General features: G+C 56.5%; 17 protein-coding genes. 6 read left to right on the top strand and 11 right to left on the bottom strand.

The features are described 5' to 3' along the window. The first annotated feature begins 174 nt into the window (after positions 1 to 174). Positions 175 to 1,830, top strand: a complete 1,656-nt coding sequence (locus Q371_RS09520) for an AfsR/SARP family transcriptional regulator (RefSeq protein ID WP_051963927.1) — start codon at positions 175 to 177, stop codon at positions 1,828 to 1,830. A gap of 9 nt (positions 1,831 to 1,839) precedes the next feature. Next, positions 1,840 to 2,118, top strand: coding sequence for a cupin domain-containing protein (locus Q371_RS09525; protein WP_051963929.1), 279 nt, complete (start codon positions 1,840 to 1,842; stop codon positions 2,116 to 2,118). A 76-nt stretch (positions 2,119 to 2,194) separates the two neighbouring features. On the opposite strand, the gene Q371_RS09530 is transcribed toward Q371_RS09525, so the two are convergent. Then, positions 2,195 to 2,653: a PA2169 family four-helix-bundle protein gene (locus Q371_RS09530; protein WP_051963932.1), complete on the bottom strand. Its 459-nt coding sequence runs from the start codon at positions 2,651 to 2,653 to the stop codon at positions 2,195 to 2,197. A gap of 247 nt (positions 2,654 to 2,900) precedes the next feature. On the opposite strand from Q371_RS09530, the gene Q371_RS09535 reads away from it, so the two are divergent. Next, entirely contained in the window at positions 2,901 to 4,055 is a 1,155-nt protein-coding gene (locus Q371_RS09535) for an NAD(P)/FAD-dependent oxidoreductase (RefSeq protein ID WP_245618305.1), read from the top strand. An 85-nt stretch (positions 4,056 to 4,140) separates the two neighbouring features. Here Q371_RS09535 and Q371_RS09540 read toward each other — a convergent pair whose 3' ends face one another. The 9 genes from Q371_RS09540 to Q371_RS09580 form a co-directional block, all read right to left on the bottom strand. Beyond that, entirely contained in the window at positions 4,141 to 4,569 is a 429-nt protein-coding gene (locus Q371_RS09540; RefSeq protein ID WP_034339424.1) for a response regulator, read from the bottom strand. Between the two features lie 335 nt (positions 4,570 to 4,904). After that, positions 4,905 to 5,477, bottom strand: a complete 573-nt coding sequence (locus Q371_RS09545; RefSeq protein ID WP_034339429.1) for a hypothetical protein — start codon at positions 5,475 to 5,477, stop codon at positions 4,905 to 4,907. A gap of 157 nt (positions 5,478 to 5,634) precedes the next feature. Next, complete coding sequence (locus Q371_RS09550; RefSeq protein ID WP_034339432.1) at positions 5,635 to 6,990, bottom strand: Nramp family divalent metal transporter; 1,356 nt, start codon at positions 6,988 to 6,990, stop codon at positions 5,635 to 5,637. 242 nt (positions 6,991 to 7,232) lie between these two features. Beyond that, positions 7,233 to 7,943, bottom strand: a complete 711-nt coding sequence (locus Q371_RS09555; protein WP_034339434.1) for an ABC transporter ATP-binding protein — start codon at positions 7,941 to 7,943, stop codon at positions 7,233 to 7,235. Further along, on the bottom strand, positions 7,940 to 8,662 hold the full coding sequence (locus Q371_RS09560) for an ABC transporter ATP-binding protein (RefSeq protein ID WP_034339436.1): 723 nt from the start codon (positions 8,660 to 8,662) through the stop codon (positions 7,940 to 7,942). Before Q371_RS09560 ends, Q371_RS09555 begins: the two co-directional genes overlap by 4 nt. Beyond that, positions 8,659 to 9,573 carry a branched-chain amino acid ABC transporter permease gene (locus tag Q371_RS09565; protein WP_034339438.1) on the bottom strand — a complete coding sequence of 305 codons (915 nt, stop codon included), beginning with the start codon at positions 9,571 to 9,573 and terminating at the stop codon, positions 8,659 to 8,661. Before Q371_RS09565 ends, Q371_RS09560 begins: the two co-directional genes overlap by 4 nt. Continuing rightward, complete coding sequence (locus Q371_RS09570; protein ID WP_034339441.1) at positions 9,570 to 10,430, bottom strand: branched-chain amino acid ABC transporter permease; 861 nt, start codon at positions 10,428 to 10,430, stop codon at positions 9,570 to 9,572. Before Q371_RS09570 ends, Q371_RS09565 begins: the two co-directional genes overlap by 4 nt. A 112-nt stretch (positions 10,431 to 10,542) precedes the next feature. After that, positions 10,543 to 11,718, bottom strand: coding sequence for an amino acid ABC transporter substrate-binding protein (locus tag Q371_RS09575; RefSeq protein WP_051963935.1), 1,176 nt, complete (start codon positions 11,716 to 11,718; stop codon positions 10,543 to 10,545). A gap of 8 nt (positions 11,719 to 11,726) precedes the next feature. Beyond that, positions 11,727 to 12,764 carry an alpha/beta hydrolase gene (locus tag Q371_RS09580; RefSeq protein ID WP_211253825.1) on the bottom strand — a complete coding sequence of 346 codons (1,038 nt, stop codon included), beginning with the start codon at positions 12,762 to 12,764 and terminating at the stop codon, positions 11,727 to 11,729. Positions 12,765 to 13,007: 243 nt separating this feature from the next. Between Q371_RS09580 and Q371_RS25560 the strand changes: the two genes are divergently transcribed. The 3 genes from Q371_RS25560 to Q371_RS09595 all read left to right on the top strand — a co-directional run bounded on the left by Q371_RS25560 (position 13,008) and on the right by Q371_RS09595 (position 16,231). Then, positions 13,008 to 13,985, top strand: coding sequence for an alpha/beta fold hydrolase (locus tag Q371_RS25560; RefSeq protein ID WP_051963938.1), 978 nt, complete (start codon positions 13,008 to 13,010; stop codon positions 13,983 to 13,985). A 183-nt stretch (positions 13,986 to 14,168) separates the two neighbouring features. Then, positions 14,169 to 15,692, top strand: a complete 1,524-nt coding sequence (locus Q371_RS09590) for a beta-N-acetylhexosaminidase (RefSeq protein WP_051963940.1) — start codon at positions 14,169 to 14,171, stop codon at positions 15,690 to 15,692. Between the two features lie 8 nt (positions 15,693 to 15,700). Beyond that, on the top strand, positions 15,701 to 16,231 hold the full coding sequence (locus Q371_RS09595) for a DUF1697 domain-containing protein (protein WP_034339446.1): 531 nt from the start codon (positions 15,701 to 15,703) through the stop codon (positions 16,229 to 16,231). A gap of 54 nt (positions 16,232 to 16,285) precedes the next feature. Here the strand turns inward: Q371_RS09595 and Q371_RS09600 are convergent, their stop codons facing one another. Next, positions 16,286 to 18,574, bottom strand: a complete 2,289-nt coding sequence (locus tag Q371_RS09600) for a xyloglucanase (RefSeq protein WP_051963945.1) — start codon at positions 18,572 to 18,574, stop codon at positions 16,286 to 16,288. Between the last annotated feature and the right edge of the window lie 386 nt (positions 18,575 to 18,960).

Below are 18,960 nucleotides of genomic sequence, written 5' to 3' on the forward strand. Positions count from 1 at the left end.
GTCAGGCCCATCTCTGGATGGGTCTTTTTTGCTGTGGGCGTTGATCCGAATTGTAAAGTGCATTTAACATGCACCTTAAGGGTTTTGTCCTTGAACAGAAAAGTATAATGGGGACACCTTGAGCACATCTCCCCTTTTCTGGACCTGTTTCACAGGGTCACCCTCAGGAGCCCCATGAACACGCCTGCTGTACAGTCTGTTTTGCAATCGCTGAGCTGGGCCACCGGACGCTTGTTGCAATCCCCAGAGCACTTTTTCCAGATCCTCAAAGTGTTCCTGTCCGAATTGCGGCAACAAACCGCAGTGGATTCTGCGGAATTGTTTCTGGCCAGTCCACAGCAAACCCATTTGCTGCTCACCTCTTACGATGGCAAGCACCGCAGCGCTTTTCTGGAAAAGATGGTGTTCCGTTTCGGCATGGGTTATCCCGGCATTGTGGCCGAGAGCAGACAGCCCATCATCACCCATGACGTGCAACAAGACCGCCGTTACCTGCGCGACGATGTGAAAAAACTCGGGTACCAGTCTTACATCTGCTATCCCCTCTTGCTGCCCCACAAGGTGATCGGGGTGCTGAGTCTGGCCACCAGAGCCCCTCAAATTTCTTCAGAAACCGAAAGGATCCTGAGCCATGTGGCCCCATTGCTGGCTTCCAGTTTGTATTCGGTGCTCACCTCCCTGAGCGAAGGGGCTTTTCAGCAAATCACCGACTCGGTGCACTCCGGGGCTTCCACAGAAGGGATGACCCAGTTGTTGGAACAGGGCCTGAGAATCTCTGGCGGTCAATGCGGGGTGATTCACCTGCTGAACGGGCAACGCATCGAGTCCCACCCCGAGCAACTCCCGGCCTGCAACCACATCTGCCACTGTCCGGCGGTCAAAGGCAAAATTCTGGTCAATTCGATTCCGGGCATGGCCTGCGACCATCAGGAGAAAAGCACCCGCACGGTGTGCCTGCCCCTGTGGTCTGGATCGGAAGTCTCGGGGGTGCAAACCATGCACTTCTCGAAAGGCTGGGCACCGTCCACGCAGGCGGTGGCCCCTCTCATGTGGTTCAACCGTCTGGCATGGCAAGCGCTTGCTCCACGCAAAGAAACCGAAGTCCAGACGGTGGATGTGCCGTGGCTGGAAATCGAAACCCTCGGGGCCTTCCGGGTCAAAAAACAGGGCCAATTGATGGGACCCACCGACTTCGGCAGAAGGCAAGCTTACCTGCTCCTGAAAATTCTGGTGTCCAGATGGGGAAGGCCCATCACCACCGAAGAACTGCTGGACACCCTCTGGCCCGAGGAGGATCCCGAGAAAGCCACCCCGAGGCTGCATGTGGTCTTGAACGCCCTGCGCAAAGCCATCGAACAGGACCCCTCCAAACCCACCTTGATTGTCCGGGACGGAAACACCTACCGTTTTGCCCCCGAAGCGGTGCATCATCTGGATGTGGAGCGGTTCGAGCGTCTGGTGCATCAGGCCGACCAGATGCAGGGGCAAGAAGCGGTGCAGCAGTACCGTCTGGCCCTCAAGCTGTACAAAGGGGATTTCATGGCCGATGAAGCCTACGCAGACTGGTGCGCTCTGGAACGCAATTACCTGAAAGAACAGGCGGTGCGGGTGATGTTCCGCATGGCCGACTTCCTGCAGGAAAACGACCAGCAGGCCGATGCACAGGAGATGTACTACCGCATCCTGTCGATTGACCCCTTCCAGTTTGATGCTTATGAAGCCCTGATTGACCTCCTGAACGGCAACAACCGCTTGCAGGATGCCCAGCAGTGCTGGGAGCAATACCGCACCCAGTACGGAGAGCATCCCCCCATCCCGAGGCCTGCCTGAGGAGAAACCATGTTGAAAACCATTGATGCCACCGGAGTGGTGCACAAAAGCCCCACCAGCAAAGTGGTTCGCAAGAAACTGGATGCTGGCCAGAGCATGCCCCCCCACAACCACCCTGGAGAGGACGTGCTGATTCAGGTGACCTCTGGTGCCCTGAAAATCCTGCTGGACGATCAACCCTTTGAAGTGCAAGCCGGAGATCTGGTCCAGTTTGACGGAGACCTGATGGTGACACTGGAAGCCACGCTGGACCAGACGGTGTTTGTGGTGTTCGTGGTCAAACGCTGACTGTACCATCCAGAAACAAAAAGCCCCCGAGCGCAGCAACTCGGGGGTTCTCTTTTCAGCAGTTCAGCAGCAAAAATCAGCTTCGGGCAGCTTGCAGGCTGTGTTTCAGGTCGCGCACCCGGTCATGGGCGGATTTGACTTCGGCGTACTGGCGCTCGACCAAGGTGCGGATCTCGCTGGGAAGTTCTTCTTTCAGCACGTCCTGGTAGTTCTCCACGGCAGCGTCTTCACCGCGCTCGGCCTCGGCAATCACGGCGTAATCGTCTTTGCCGGTGATGGCATCACGCACATTGATCCATGCACGGTGCAAAGCAGCACCCACACTGGTGTGGTCCTGAGGCTTTCCACCCAGTCGGCTGATGGCCTGCTCCAGTTCACCGATCAAACGGGAACGCTGGGCAGCGTATTCATTGAAAAGTTGCTTGTAATCGGCGTGGGTGGCTTCGTCGGCAGATTCGCGGTAGCCTTTTTCGCCGTCGCGCAGGGTGCCAAGCAAGAATTGCAGTTTACTGATGGTTTGTTCGTTGTTCAACATGGGTCCTCCTGAATGAAAATCACGTGCTTCTGTATGACAGGCTAGGGATTTCTGAAAGCCAGAGAAGGAAGAATCGACACAGTGTTAAGACAGCCACAACCAGAGCAAGAACAACATGAGAATGGGACCGTCCAGCACACAAATCAATCCCGTGCAGGCTTGCAGTTTGAAGCCCGAAAACCAGAGAAAATGCCAGCATATGGACCTCAGATCAGGCAAGGCCTTCTGGCCGATTCGAAATGGATTGATGGAAAGTTATCCCGCTCTGGATGCCCCTGTGAACACCGATGTGGTGGTTCTGGGAGGAGGCATCACCGGAGCCCTTCTGGCATGGCACCTCATTGAAGCAGGCATCGGTTGTGTGGTGCTGGACAAACGGGATGTGGCTTATGGCAGCACCAGTGCGTCCACAGCCATGCTGCAATACGAAATTGACACGCCCCTCACCGAACTCAGCCAGATGCTGGGCGAAGACCACGCAGCCAGAGCGTATCTGCTGTGCTTGCAGGCCATTCTGGACATCGAGAAGCTCTCTGAAAAGCTGGATGCGGATGTGGGTTTCCAGAAAAAATCCAGCCTGTACTATGCCTCCAGAGCTCAGGATGTCAAACTTCTCAGGGCCGAATACGACCTCCGCAAAAAACACGGCATCGAACTGGAACTCTGGGACGAACAGGACCTTGCTGCACGTTTCCCCTTCCAGAAAAAAGCAGCCCTTTACTCGCCCGTGGCAGCAGAGGTGGATCCTTACCGCCTGTGTCATGCCCTGCTGAAAGAGGCAGAGCAAAAAGGGGCACACATCTTTGACCGCACCGAAGCCCTGTCCTGGGACATGGACCATTTTGGTGTGACTGTCAGGACCAACCGCAACGTGGAGGTCAGGGCCAAAAAGATCATCTTCGCCTCTGGCTATGAGGCCCAGAGCATCCTGAAGCAAAAAGTGGTCAATCTGCGCAACTCTTACGCTCTGGTCAGTGAACCCGTGAAGACTTTTGAGGGGTGGCACGAACAGGCCCTTGTCTGGGAAACAGCGCGGCCTTACCACTATGCCCGCACCACGCAAGATGGCCGCATCATGATCGGCGGAGAAGACGAAACCTTCCGCACCCTGCCCATCCGTGAACGAAGGATTCCCTTCAAGCAAGCCAGACTGGAAACCAAATTCAGGGCGCTTTTCCCAGAGATTCCTCTGGAAACCGCTTACTCATGGGCCGGCACTTTCGGAGAAACCCGCGACGGTCTGGCCTACATCGGGGACCACCCGGACTTTCCGCAGGCTTATTTTGCTCTGGGGTACGGAGGGAACGGCATCACCTACAGCATTCTGGCCGCCCAGATGATCCGGGATGTGCTGCTCAAGGGGTCTCATCCCGATTGGGACATCTTCCGTTTTGACCGGTGAAGACAGAACACACAAAAGAGGACAGGAGCATTCCTGTCCTCTTTTGATGTATGGCTGATTGAAATCTCTTCCGTGAAAACTTCCCTCAGGAAGCCAGAGGGGCGTATTTTTCCAGATCGTTCTCCACGCGCAAGAGCAGTTCTCTTAAGGAACGGGGTTTGACAATCACATCCTGCACCCCAAAACGCTTGAGCCATTCCAGCACTTCCTCTTGACGGATGCTGGACACCACGATCACAGGGGTGTTGGGAAAATGTTCACGGCAGGATTTGAGCAGTTGAAAAGCCCGGTCCATTTTCACCCCGAGGTCCAGCAAAATCGCACCAAACCCTTCTTCATGGCTGAGGGCTTCGGTGGCGTCCTCTGGGTGGGCAACCTCGTGCACCAAGTAACCCAACTGGTTCACAAAACGCCGGATCATCATGGATTCAACCAGATCGTGCTGGAACATCAAAATGCGTGAATTGCTGGGTGCATGGGGGTCTGGATTCAGGGTGGTCATGGTTGTGGTCATGGTTTCTTCCTCCGGATGCCCCTGTGGTGAAAGAATGTGCATGCAGGGCAATGAAAACAGTGAAAACAAAATCAGATTCGACTTCACAGATCGACACCCTCATGATCTCAGGCCGTGCAAGACAACAGGTGATGTTCCAGCAAAGCGAACTTCACCAAAAACCTCATGCTGCAAGAGAAACATGAAGGCTTGCCTCGGGTTGGGCTGCATCAAACAAAGTTGAAACTGGAAAAACCAGCCCATTCTCGGGGTTTTTTGATTGAGCACTGTACCAGATGACAAAAACCGGGCTTCATCTTTCATAAGCCCGGTCTCAGGTGCAGTTTATGTGTGGATCAGTTGGGTTTGAGGTACACCGTGTTGAAACCTTGCCAGGAATCCATGGGAAGTCCCAGAGCCCCCAACACAAAGCCCAACCCTGAGATCAACAGGCCAGACAGCACACCAATGCCAAAAATGGCCCACGGGCTTCTCTGAAAATACCTTCCCAAAGCAATGCAGTAAGCTGCGATGGACCAGAACATCACCATGAAGATCACAGCCGTCCAAGCCAGACCACCTGTGCTGACCATCACCTGATTGGGGATCAGAAAAGGTGCCAGCACCATCAGCAAAAGGCTGGAAGAAATGCCCAATTTGAGCAAATCCACGAATTGGATGTGCACGCCGATCATCTGCAACAACTGGGCTGTCAACCAGATGGACAATCCTGACGAAACCAATCCCATGGTGATGTCCAGCATGGATGATGCACCCTGCCATCCGGCATACATCGACCAGAGCCAGAACGCTCCAGCCAGCAAAAAAACCAGTCCGAAATGCTTGAGGGGGGATTCCAGCAACACACGGCCCTTTTTTTCAGGTTGAAATGGGAAAAGCAGGGCATTCCATAACAATTGTGGGTTCATGGGCACTCCTTTTTATTTTGTGAACGCATTCCAAGAAAACGAAAGCACTTGGTTTCATGTTACACAAAAACAGGTTCAAAAGAAGTGTCTGGTTTTCTTGATTGATCCGTAAAACGAGAGGATGCCATAAAAACCTCTGGTTTCACTGCCAAAAGCTTCAAACCACGCTTTTGACCACACCAAACGTCACCAGCAACAAGTAAATGTTGAGGGCTGCAATCACAAATCCAGCCGTCCAGCCCAGCACTTTCAACCAGAGTGGACTGACAAACACCCCCATTTTTTTGCGGTCCGAGGTGAAAACCAGCAAGGGAAACACCGCAAAGGACAGTTGCAGGCTGAGGATCACCTGTGAGAGCACCAGCAGGTCCGTCACCCCTTTTGCGCCGTACAGGTAGGTCACGATGATCGCCGGGGTGACGGCAATCAGGCGGGTGATCAGGCGGCGGATCCACGGTTTGATTTTGAAGTTCAGGAAGCCTTCCATCACGATTTGACCGCTGAGGGTCCCGGTGATGGTGGCGTTCTGACCGCAGGCCAAAAGGGCCACCCCAAAAAGGGTGCTGGCCAGAGCGGTGCCCAGCATGGGAGACAGCAGTTCATAGACCTGCGTGATTTCAACCACTTCGGTGCGCCCACTTTTGAAGAAGACACTGGCTGCCAGAATCAGCATGGCCGAGTTGACCAGGAGGGCCAGCATCAGGGAGATCACGGTGTCGAGGGTGGCGAATTTGATGGCCTGTTTTTTGCCCTGCTCGGTGCGTTTGAAGGCCCGTGTTTGCACCAGACTGGAATGCAGGTACAGGTTGTGGGGCATCACGGTGGCCCCCAGAATGCCAATCGAGATGTAGAGCATCTCGGGGTTGCTGAGGATCTCTCGGGTGGGGATGTAGCCTTTGAGGACCTGTGACCACGCGGGCTGGGCCAGCAGCATTTCGATGCCAAAACACACGAAGATGGTGACCATCAGGGTGATCACAAAAGCTTCCAGCCACCTGAAACCCTTGTTTTGCAAGGCCAGCAGCAAAATCACATCAAAGGCGGTGATCACCAGTCCCCACATGAGGGGAAGCCCGAACAGCAAATTGAGGGCCACGGCAGCCCCAATCAGTTCTGCGAGGTCGGTGGCTGCAATGGCGATTTCTGCAAGGAGCCAGAGCACCACTGCAACAGGTTTGGGATAGTGGTCCCGACAGGCTTGTGCCAGATCCCGGCCTGTGGCAATCCCGAGGCGCAACGACAGGGTTTGCAGCAAGATCGCCATCAGGTTGGAGATCAGGATCACGCTCAGGAGGGCAAAGGCAAATTTGGAGCCACCTGCAAGGTTGGTGGCCCAGTTGCCGGGGTCCATGTAGCCCACGGCCACCAGAGCACCCGGTCCGACGTAGGCCAGAAACCTGCGCCATGCCGGTTTGTTGTCGTGAACAGGAATCGAAGCGTGTGCTTCGGAAAGCGACTGGGAGGTGTTGGCTTGCCTCCAGCCAGAGGTTTGGTTTTCGGGGGGTGTGGCCATGGGGTTCCTCAATTCTGTGCTGCAAGTTCAGCAAAAGGTGTCAATGGGTGGATGCCAGAATGGATCTGCATTCAACAGGGTCCACTTTACACCCTGAATCTTAGGCCCACCTAAAATAAAGTTCATTCATGGTTAAAAGAGCATGGTTTTGCAAACCCAGCAAAACCCTCCAGAGCAGCATGCCTGTTCTGGAGGATCGAAACTGTCAAATCTTCTGAAATCTGCTGGGGGTAAACCCCTGCTCAGAACGCCAGATAGGCTTTTTGCACTTCAGGGTCTTCCAGCAAACGCTGACCCGGTCCTTCGCGGACCACCTGACCGTTTTCCAGCACGTAAGCCTGATCGGCAAGGTGCAGGCTCTGGCGCACGTTTTGCTCCACCAGAAGCACCCCCACCCCATGGGTGTTGATTTCTTTGAGGGCAGCAAACACCACTTTGGTGAGCAGGGGACTGAGGCCCAGAGAAGGCTCATCCACCAGAAGCACTTTGGGCAAAGCCATCATCGCCCGTCCGATGGCGACCATCTGCTGTTCACCCCCAGAGAGGGTGCCTGCAAGCTGGGTTTTGCGTTCTCCCAGACGGGGGAAAAGGGCGTAGACTTTTTGCAGGGTCTGGTCTTTGACCTGCCATGCTGCACTGCGCACCTGCGCCCCGAGTTCGAGGTTTTCCTGCACGGTCATCAAGGGGAACAGTTGCCTGCCCTCTGGAACGTGCCCGAGGCCCTGCTGCACTCTGGCAGCACTGGACTGTTTGGAGATGTCCTGACCGCCCAGCAGGATCTGTCCGGCTTTCAGAGGCATCAGGCCACTCACGGCCCTCAGGGTGGTGGTCTTCCCTGCCCCGTTTGCGCCAATCAGGGCCACAAACTGGCCTTCTTCCACGGTCAGGGAAACCTCCCAGAGCACCTGAATTTTGCCGTAAGCAGCCTGAAGGTTGTGCAGTTCGAGTTTCATGACACCTCCTCCCCGAGGTAGGCAGCAATCACTTTCTCGTTGCGGACCACATCGTGGTACAGCCCCTCTGCCAGTTTGGAGCCGTATTCCATCACCACCACCCGGTCTGCCAGATCGCGCACCACCGGCATCACGTGCTCGATGAACAGCACGCTCACCCCACTGCTGCGCACCTGCTTGACCAGTTGCACGGCATCTTGCGCTTCGGTGGGACGCAAACCCGCCATCACCTCGTCCAGCAAGAGCACCGAGGGCCGGGTCGCCAGAGCACGGGCCACCTCCAGACGCTTGTCCTGCATCAGGGTCAGGTCGTGGGCGTTTTTGCTGGCATGCTGCTCCAGTCCGGTCAGGGTCAGCACTTTTTCGGTGTGCTCGGTGGCCTGCTTGCGGGTCAGGCCGTTTTTGCCGAACATCGCCCCCACCATCACGTTTTCAAACACGGTCATTTCCAGAAAAGGCCGCACCACCTGAAAAGCCCGCCCGATCCCGAGGTGACAGCGTTTCTCTGGGGATGCGCGGGTGATGTCGTGGCCGGACAGCACAATCTGCCCTGCATCGGGCAGAAAAAGCCCGGAGAGCAAGTTCAGCAGGGTGGTTTTTCCAGCACCGTTGGGGCCAATGACCGCCAGAATTTCCCCCTGATCGAGGTGGAGGCCCATGTCCCGCACCGCCATCAGGCCACCGAAGGATTTCTGCACGTTGCGGACTTCCAGAATCATGGCTTTTTCCTTTCCAGCAGGCCCATGATGCCTCTGGGGAGGTACAGGATGGTCAGGACCAGCATCACCCCGTACACCACCAGGTACCCGTTGGGGATTTTCAGGCGCAAAAGTTCTTCAAGGGTGATCAGGATGACCGACCCAATCACCGGCCCGAGGGTGGTGTACAGCCCCCCAAAAATTGCGGTGGTCAGGCTGCTGACACTGACCGACAGGCTGAAGGTCTCGGCAGGAATGATGAAAAAGGTCTTGGAGGCGTACAAGACCCCGGCAAATCCGGCCAGCACACTGCTGATGAAAAACGCCAGCAGCTTGTAGCGGTTGGCCGACACCCCGAGCACCCTCGCCACCTGCTCTCCCTGACGGATGGCAGTGAATGCGTAATGCAGTTTGCTGTTCCTCACCCAGATGCTGACCAGCAACGTGACCGCCAAGAGCACCACCGCAGCGTAATACTGGGCGGTGGGTTGCCCGTTGAACAGGCCTGGCACCAGCATGCCTGTGGAACCCCCGGCGAACTTCTCGGGGAGGTTCTGGATCACGGTTTTGATCACTTCGGTGAAAGCGAGGGTGGCGATGGCAAAGTACATCCCCTGCAAACGCAAAGTGACCGCCCCGAGGATCAGGCTGAGCAGACCCGCCATCAGGCCCGAGACCAGCACCGCAAGCCACCACGGGGCCGACTGGGCCATCAGGATGGTGTAGGTGTATGCCCCGATGCCGTAAAACGCTGCGTGGGCCAGAGAAAGTTGCCCGGTGCGGGCCAGAATGTCCCAGCTCAAAGACAGCACCGCCGTGATCACCGTGAAGTTGGCGATTTGCAGCATGAACGCCGATTGAGCCCCGAGCGGCAAGAACGGAAAACTGAGTGCCAGAAGCCCGAGCACCACGGAAAGGACCGTGCGGATCATCGGGCACCTCTGGAGGCCCGGAACACGAGGGTGGCAAAAATCAACAGGAAGAACACCGCTTCACTCATGCGGCCACCGTTGGGAATGTAGGTCTGCACGAAGGCTTCCGAAAGGGCCAAAAGCACACTGGCCCACAGCACCCCAGTCATGTTCCCGAGGCCCGCCATCACAATGATCGCAAAGGCTTTGAGGGTGTAAACCAGACCCACCGCTGGACTGGCGAACAGCAGCACACTCACCAGCACCCCGGCCACCCCGGCCAGTGCAGAAGCAATCCCGAAGGCAATCAGGTAAATGCGGTGCACATCCAGACCAATGATTTGCGCCCCCAGACGGTTCTGGGCCACAGCACGCATGCTGCGCCCGAGTTTTGAGCGGTACAGCATCAGGTACAACCCCACCAACAGCACAAGGGCCAGCAGGAACGCCATCAGTTTGGTGAGCCCGATGGACAGGCCAAACAGCACCACCGCTTCACCCTGATAACTGGTGTTCACCACGCGGGTGTTGCCCCCGAACAGCAAAAGCGCAAGGTTTTGCAAGGTGATGCTGATGCCAAACGTCAGGAGCATCTGGTTCAGCTCTGGGGCCAGCAGCACATGCTTGATGGTGGTGCGGTAGGTCAGGGCACCTCCAGCAAACATGGCAAGTGCAGCCACCACAGCAGACAGCAAGGGGTCCATCCCCAGCAGGGTGAACAGGCCCCACGAAAGGAACGCCCCCACCATCAGGAATTCCCCGTGGGCGAAATTCACGATGTGAATCACCCCCACCGAAAGCGCCAACCCGGAAGCCACCAGCGCATAAATTCCGCTTTGCAGCAATCCAGCAAGAAATGTTTCCAGAAAGAGTGTCAAGTGGGTTCTCCATTGTGGGATGGTTGGGAAGGCATGAGGCTTGCAGAGGGATCCACAGAGGATCCCCCAGAGGGTTCACTTTTGCAACGCCCTCGGCTCTCAGCCCTCGGCTTTAAGGCATCGGATACAGCACGGTCTTTTTGGCCACCTTCAGGGGAAACACCGGAATCCGTTTCTCGTCCCTGAACTGGAAGGTCACCCAGTTGGAGCCTTTGAAGCCCTGGTATTTGATCTTCTGGCTCGGGCTGAAATTCAGTTTTCCGAGCGGGGTGTCAAAGGTGCTTTTCGCCATGACCTCTGCGACCTTGTCTTTGTTGAGGCTTCCGGCTTTGTTGATGGCCTCGGCAAGGGTTTTGAGGTTCAGGTAGGCCAGAGGGGCGAAGTACTCGTCGGTGATGTTGCCGTACTTGGCTTTGTAGGCTTTCACAAAGTTTTTGGAGGCCGTCGAGGGAAGCTCTGGGGTCCACATGGTCAGGCTGGCGACCCCCTGAGCAAGTTTGTTTTTCTCGAAGTTGACGGGCCAGCTCGGGGGTGCGCCGTACACGATGCCCACATCCAGACCCGATTCTTTGATTTGCTGCATCAGGGGAAGGGCGTCCACGTCGTAGCCGACCCAGTAGAAGATGTCCACTTTCTGGGTTTTGGCTTTGTTGACCAGAGGGGCGAAGTTGCCGCTGCCCGCTTTGAAGGCTTCGGTGAGGACCACGTTGAATCCGGCTTTTTTGAAGGCGTTGACGGTGTCCTGAATGCCTGTGGAACCAAAAGGACCGTCTTCGTAGGCAATGGCGATGTTTTTGGCTTTCTTGTTCCCTTTGAGGTTCTTGAAAAAGCCCAGAATCGCCTCAAAGTTGTAGTAGGCCCAAGGGTGGTAGTGGAAGAAGTAGGGGTAATCCTTCATGGCATCTTCCACCAGAGGGGAAGCAGCCCCGGACCACGCCATGAAGGTGTTGTACTGTTTGGCCGGACCGGTGATCGCGAGGGTGGTGCTGGAGCCCAGTCCGCCCACCATGAATTCGATTTTGTCCACGGTGACCATTTTGGTGAAAGCCGGCACCGCTTTGGCGGGGTTGCTCTGGTCGTCTTCGATGACCAGTTCGAGGGGCTGTCCGAGCACCCCTCCGGCTTTGTTGATTTCATCAAGGGCCAGCATCAGGCCGTTTTTCTGGGCCTGACCGGACACACTGGAGGCACCAGTCAGGGGGATCAGTGCGCCAATTTTCACCGCAGAAGCGGAAGAGAGCAGGGCAATTCCAAGCAGCATCAGGTGTTTTTTGTGGTTGGGTGTCATGGTTTTCCTCAGGCCTTCTCGGGGTGAACAGGGGCGGATTTCAGGTGGGAGAGGAATTCCTGCATGAACGCCTCTGGCTTTTCGAGGTAAGGGGTGTGCCCCACGTCCTCGAAGACCACTTCGCGGTAAGGGCCGTATTGCTCCAGCACGTGGCGGGTCTGGGCCACCATCGGCTGAGGGGGATAGGCTTCTATACCGGGGTGGCCGGGCACAGCCCCGAGCATCCCGAGGGTCCCCAGTTCAAACAGGCTCTGGTCGGAAACGATCTGGTCTTTGTCTCCGCGCACCCACAAAACAGGGGGTTTGTGGCTCTGGGCCAGCAAACGCTGCACGGTGTCTCCCACGTACTTCGGAGAGAGGGCATTGATGGGACCGTGCACGCCGGGGGCCATGCCGGGCCAGTTGGGAGAGGGGACAAAATCACCGGGGTAACGGTCTGCACCCACTTTTTCATTCAGCAACCCCTGAAGCAAGGCGTCTTCGTTGGGGGCCACAAACGGAGGATGCCAGTAGAAGCGGTTCATGATGTCTCTGGGCGAACCGGGTTCGTTGCTGGTGTCCCCTCTGGCGATGCGGGCGGGGAAATCCGGGTTGACGGTGCCTCCACCCGAGCCTGCAAAGTCTTCGGTGGTGGGGGTGCCCTGAGGGTCCCGGGTGCCTCCAAATCCAAAAGGAGAACCGGGGGCAGCAAGGGTGACCGTGAGGATCCTCGGGGCGTCTGCTGCCAACAGGCCCCAGATCACGGCACCTCCAAGGCTGTGTCCGACCACATGGTAGCGCTCAATGTTCAGGGCTTCGAGCAACGAGAGCAGGTCGTCTGCCCAGTCCATCACGCCTCTGGTGGCATCGATGGTCAGGTCTTCGGTTTTTCCGTAACCCCTCAAATCTGGCGCAATGCCCCTGTAACCTGCGGGCAGGCGACCCATCACATCTTCCCAGAACACCGAATCGCTGGCATTGCCGTGAATGAACAGCACCGGGGTGCCTTCTCCCTGTTCCCTGACCCACATCTGGAGTCTTGAGGTTTGAACCGCAAATTCGCGCATACGGCTCCTTTCCATTTGTCTGTGTTTAGAGGGTATACCTCTGGCATCACAGTGGTGTTACAGCAGTCAAGCACAGACAGAAAATGGAGAGCCAGAGCCCAACAAAGCTGTTGTTGCACCCTTTCTGGAACAGAGGTTTTCTCTGACAAGAAGCTGAGGATTTTTCCAAATTCTGCAAAGCCCAGATTTTGCCTGAAGGTTCGGTGTTACATCAATGTGATGCCCCGTCTCTAAGCTGAAACCATGCAAACAGGACAGGGCGTCCTCAAGGTGGAGCACACCTTTGAGGAGGGCAGCACATCACCTCTGAAGCTGGGGTACGAAACCTACGGCGAACTTGATCCGGCGCGTTCCAATGCCATTCTGGTGTGCCATTACTACACCGGAACCATGCACGCAGCCTCCGTTTACCCTGAAGATGGACTGGTGGGCTGGTGGGACCCTTTGATTGGCGACGGCAAGACCATCGACACCCAGAGGTTTTTCGTGGTGTGCATGAACACCCCGGCCAACGTGCAGGTCAAAGACCCGCGCATCATCGCCTCGGGGCCAGAGGACAACCCCACTTTTCCTGCCGTGGACCTCAAAGATGTGACCCGTTTGCAAAAAGCCCTGATGGAGCATTTGCAGATTGAGCGCTGGCATGCGGTGGTTGGCCCGAGTTACGGGGCCATGCAAACCCTGATGTGGGGTGCGTTGTATCCAGAGCGCACCCACAGACTGGGCATCATTGCCGGGTCTCCTCAGGCAGCGGTGGCGTTGAAGCATTTCTTTTTGCCGACCCTCAGGCACCTTGCACGCACGGAAGACGGTTTGCATGAAACCCTGCGCCTGATCACTTTTTGCGGTCTGGGGTCAGACGGCATGGAACGCCAGTTTCAGCAGGCCGATGTGGATGTGTTCCTGAACAGCCGCAAGCACTTTGCCAGTCTGCCCCACATCCTGTCGGTGGGCGAAACGGTGGCACGGCATGACATTTTCCGGCACTCCCCTCTGGAGCAGATCACCGAAAACTGGAAAGCGCAGGGATTGAAGGTGCTCAGCGTGAACATTCTGGGCGACCAGTTCTTCCCGAGTGCCCCCATGGGGGATTTTGCCCGTCACATGCAGCAGGCCGGAGTGCAGCACCAGCATCTGGAAATCCAGTGCGATCTGGGGCACCTCGGGTGCGTGTACGAAACCGGGAAATTTGAAGGGGCTTTGCAGGAACTGTTGAAATGATTTTTTTGCCCGGTTTCTGAAACTTGCCAAACCGTGCAGGCTTGCAAACGTTTCCAGAGGTCTGGCAAGCTTCAGTACGACACACGTCACATTCCGAGTGGCATCCATCACCGCCACCCTGCTGCCTCCGGGAGTCCTGTGGTGTGTTGCGCTGGGTGCGGTGGCCACCCCACGGGAGAACCCATGATCCTTCCTTTGCCACAGCATCTTGTTTCGGATTCCGCCCATTTCACTCTGGATGCCCAAACTTCCATTCAAACCCTGCCATCGGCAGAGCAAACCGCCCAGTTTCTGGCAGAACACTTGCGCAAAAGCACCGGATTCCCTGTGCCCCTTGTCAAGGACCGTCAGGGCAAAACCATCTGCTTTGGGTGGTCCGCAGAGGACCTCGGGCCAGAGGGATACCACCTGACCGTGACCAAGGATCAGGTGGTGCTGGAGGCCTCTCGGGAAGCCGGCTTTTTTCATGCCGCCATCGGTTTGCTGCAGCTCTTTCCACCCGAGGTGTTCAGCCCAAGTGTGAAGGAATGCGACTGGACCATCCCTGCCGTGCACATCGAGGACCGCCCGAGGTTTGCATGGCGCGGCTTCATGCTGGATGTGTCCCGACACTTCATGCCTGTATCGTTCATCAAGACCGTGCTGGACTTGCTGGCCCTCCACAAGATGAATGTGTTTCACTGGCACCTGACCGACGATCAGGGCTGGAGAATCGAAATCCAGAAATACCCTCAGCTGACTGAAATTGGGGCATGGCGCAAAAACACCCTGATCGGTCACGGACATGACCATCCAAAAGTGTTTGACGATGTGCCCCACGGCGGATTTTACACGCAGGCAGAAATCCGTGAACTGGTCGAGTACGCCCGGGTCCGTCACATCACCATCGTTCCCGAAGTGGACCTGCCGGGACACATGCAGGCAGCCATTGCTGCCTACCCCGAGCTCGGGAACACCGGTCAAAAGCTGGAGGTGTGCAACTTCTGGGGGGTGATCGAGCACGTCCTGAACCCCAGCGAAGCCACCCTGAAGTTTCTGGAAGACGTGCTGACCGAAGTGATGGACCTTTTCCCCTCTCCGTACATCTGCATTGGTGGGGATGAGTGCGTAAAAAAGGAGTGGCGTGAAAGTGCTTTCGCCCAACAGCGCATGCAGGAACTGGGCCTCCAGAACGAAGAAGAACTCCAGAGTTTCATGGTTGGTCGCATGGACACCTTCTTGCATCAGCATGGACGCAAACTGCTCGGGTGGGATGAAATTCTCGAAGGTGGGCTGGCCCCCCATGCCACCGTGCTGTCGTGGCGCGGTGAAAAAGGCGGCATTCAGGCGGCAAGGGCCGGACACGATGTGGTGATGGTCCCTCAGGAACACCTCTACCTTGACCATTACCAGAGTTCAGACCGTGCAGGTGAACCTCTGGCGATTGGTGGATGCAACACCCTCGAAAAGGTTTACCAGTACAACCCGGTGGGCTGGGCCACCCCAGAGGAAGCCCGCTTCGTGCTGGGCACACAGGCAAACCTCTGGACCGAGTACGTCAAAACCCCAGAGCATGCCCAGTACATGATGTTCCCGAGGCTCTGCGCCCTCAGTGAAATGGCCTGGACGGACCCTGAAAAACAGGATCTGGCAGATTTCATGATCCGCCTGAAAGTCCACTTGAAACGTCTGGACGTGCTGGGCATCCAGTACAGGCCTCTGGAATGACGGGGCACATGAATCGGGTGGCATTGTTGCGCGGCATAAACGTGGGCGGGAACAGGAAAATCCCCATGGCAGACCTGCGTCTGGCCTTGCAAAAAGCGGGGTTTGAGCAGGTCCAGACCTACATCCAGAGTGGCAACATCCTCTGGCAGTCTCAGGCAAAACCAGAAGTTCTGGCCCGGCAGGTTCAGCAGGTGGTCCGTGACCGTTTTGGTTTTGAGGTCGAGGTGGTGGTCAGGACCGCTGAACAATGGCAGCACACCATCCAGAGCAACCCTTTTCCTGACCAGACCGACCATCTGCATGTGGCATTTCTGGGCCGTGCACCTTCAGAAGCCCGTGTGCAGGCTTTGCAGGAAGCTGCCACCGGCGATGACCTCTGGCATTTGCTCGGGGAAGATGTTTATCTGTTTTATCCGCATGGAACGGCGGAGGCCCAGCTGACCCACAAGGTGCTGGAAAAGCACTTGCAGGTTTCGGGCACGGTGCGCAACTGGCGAACGGTTTTGAAAGTGCAGCAACTGCTGGAACAGCCCTGCTGAAGAGAAAAAACAAAAAAGAGGACCCGAGACGGGTCCTCTTCTCAAGCACAAACTCTACTTGATGTCGCCGTACACAATGCCGTAGCCGTTGGTCCCGATGTACACCCGACCGTACACCCTGGGGTCTCCGGTGATGGTGGTGTTGGTCGATCCAAACTGGTGCAGGTCATCGTTGATGCGCACCCAGTTTTTGCCCCCATCGTCCGAGCGGAAGAAGCCCTGCTGTCCTTTGATTTTTCCGGTCAGGTAAATGGACATCTGGCTCTGGTTGGGTGCAGCTTTGCCAAAGCCAATCACATTGGCCAGATCGATGCCGTTCAGTTTCTGGAAGGTTTTTCCTGCATCCAGAGAGTGGTACAGCCCGTCTTTCCCTGCAGCCACCCAGAGGTCACCCTGTTTGTCGGGAACGGTTTGCAAGTCGGTGGCTTTCAGGTCTGCGGGCAGGCCATTCTGGGCTTTCAGGCTGAAGGTGACGCCTCCATCGGTGCTGACGTAGAGGCCGTTGTCTACGACAGCGTAAAAAGTTTTGTCGTTCACGCGGTCAGAGACAATGCGGGTTGCACCCTCTGGAAGCCCTTTGGAGGGGGTCCAACTGTCTCCTTTGTCCGTAGAGTAAGACACTCTGGGGTTGTTGCCAGAGGGTGCCCAGAGCACTGTGTTCCCTTGTGCAGAAAGGGCCACGCTGCCCCCTCCGGTGGTGCCTGCAGGTCCGGTTTTTCCAATGGTCCAACTGAGGCCACCATCTGTGCTGTAAGCAAAGCTTTTCTCGGGGCTGCCACCGTTGCCGACCCGGACCATCAGCTCGGGTTTCTGGGCTGCGAAATCCAGACTGGTCTGGCTGCCTCCCACGGGTTGCGCGGCCATTTTCTGGGGCACTTTTCCAAGGTCATCGTGACGGAAGCCCGCAATGTCGCCCAGAGCGCTGTGCAGGTGGGCTCCGGTGGGCGGACTGACCAGATCCAGCACCGCGGTTTCCTCGATGCCCTGTACCATCACTTTCAGGTCGATTTTCTCGTTCTTGTCCCAGTTGGTGAGGTTGTTGGTGCCAAAAAGCGTGGCTCCCGTCCCGTACATCATGCGGTTGGAGTCAAAGGGGTCGATTTCCAGATCGTTCACCATCCAGCCCACCTTGACCAGAGGCTCGGGCAGGTTGGGGGTTTCCCGTCCGAAGTTGAGCCAGGGGGCACCTGAGCTGTCCATGTTGAAACGGGTGTTCAGGTTGGGGTAATCCCCCCAATCCCAGATGCGGCTCCAGGTTTTGCCGTAATCCGTCGAGCGGAACAGCACCGTGTCCGGCCACCATGAATTGAGGGCAGCCACCATCAGGGTGCCGGGTTTCTGGCGGTCCAGGGCCAGCCCACCATATCCGAAGTACAGGTCTTTGTTGCTGGAAGGCACCGGACTGATGTTGGTCCATTCGTTTTTGGTGGGGTTGTAGGTCCAGACGTCCCCTTTGCCTCCGTCGTAAGGACCTGCCCCATCGCTGTAGGTGATGTAAAGGTTCCCTTCACTGTCCAGCTCGCCATGGTGAGGCAAGAATCCAGTCGGTTGCCCAGCCACTGCACTCCAGGTCACACCACCATTCGTGCTCTGGTAGATGCTCTGGTCCTTGTCTGCAACGCCGACGTAAATCCTCTGGCTGCCCACTCCTGCCTTGTTGCTCTTGGGATCGAAGGTGATCCAGACCACGCCCACTTTGTCTCCCTGATAGGCGTCTCCGGGCACAGGGATGTAATTTCCGGGGTGGGTAAAGCTGTCCACTTTCTTCCAAGTCACGCCGTAATCCGTGCTCCTCCAGAGTCCGTTTCCACTTCTGGCCCCGAAGTACAGGGTGCTGTTCTTGTTCGGGTCAATCGCCAGCCGTTCACCCATCCCACGACCTGGCATGTTCCCCCCCACTTTGAACGGCAGGTCGGTTTTCTGCCAAGTCTGCCCACGGTCGCTGGACCTCAGGATCGCTCCGTTGTTGGGGTCCCAGTCGTTGGTGTAGGTACCGGCTGCCAGATACACCCGGTTGGGATCGACAGGATCGGTGGCAAGGCTGTCCACGCCAGAGAGGCCCCAATCTTCTGCGCCAACCCAGTTGAGGAGTTGAATCCAGCGGTTTGTGGTTTTGTCCCAGCGGTAGGCTCCGCCAATGTCGGTTCTGGCGTAAATCAGGTCTTTTTCTGTGGAGTTAAAAATGATGCCGGGAACAAACCCTCCGCCCACGATTTCCACGTTCTGCCACTGGTAAGGCTGGGTTTTGAAGGGAGGCTCGGGCTGGGTGGCGCAGCCTGCACTGAGGGTGGCCAGCCCCAGAGCAATCAGGCCAAAGCGAACATGACGGGACAGTTGAATCATGGGGATCTCCTTTGGGGCAACACAAATCCTGCTGAAAAGCAGCAAACACCTTTCAGGGGTTCAAAAGACAACAAAAATCCATCCCAGAGGGAATCTGGGTTCATGGGAAAAAAGTTCAAGCCGGCAAAAGGGTTAAATCAGGGAACCTCCAAAGGGGCAGGCTGCTTGCAGGCAGCCGCAGAGAAGTGCGCTGAGGAATGAAGATTGAGGTGAAACCATCTTATGGTCGAATCGATTCGAATGTCAAGGGTGAGGTCAGGGTCAGCGTGACGTCTGACTTTTGGCATGTCACTTGAAAAAGCGTTCAGCGATCAGCGTTCAGCAAAAAGCTCACCTTGAGGCTTTTGCAAACAGCAAAACAAAAAGCCACAAACGGAAAGCCACTC

The sequence above is a fragment of the Deinococcus misasensis DSM 22328 genome (assembly GCF_000745915.1).
Taxonomy (GTDB): Bacteria; Deinococcota; Deinococci; order Deinococcales; family Deinococcaceae; genus Deinococcus_C; species Deinococcus_C misasensis.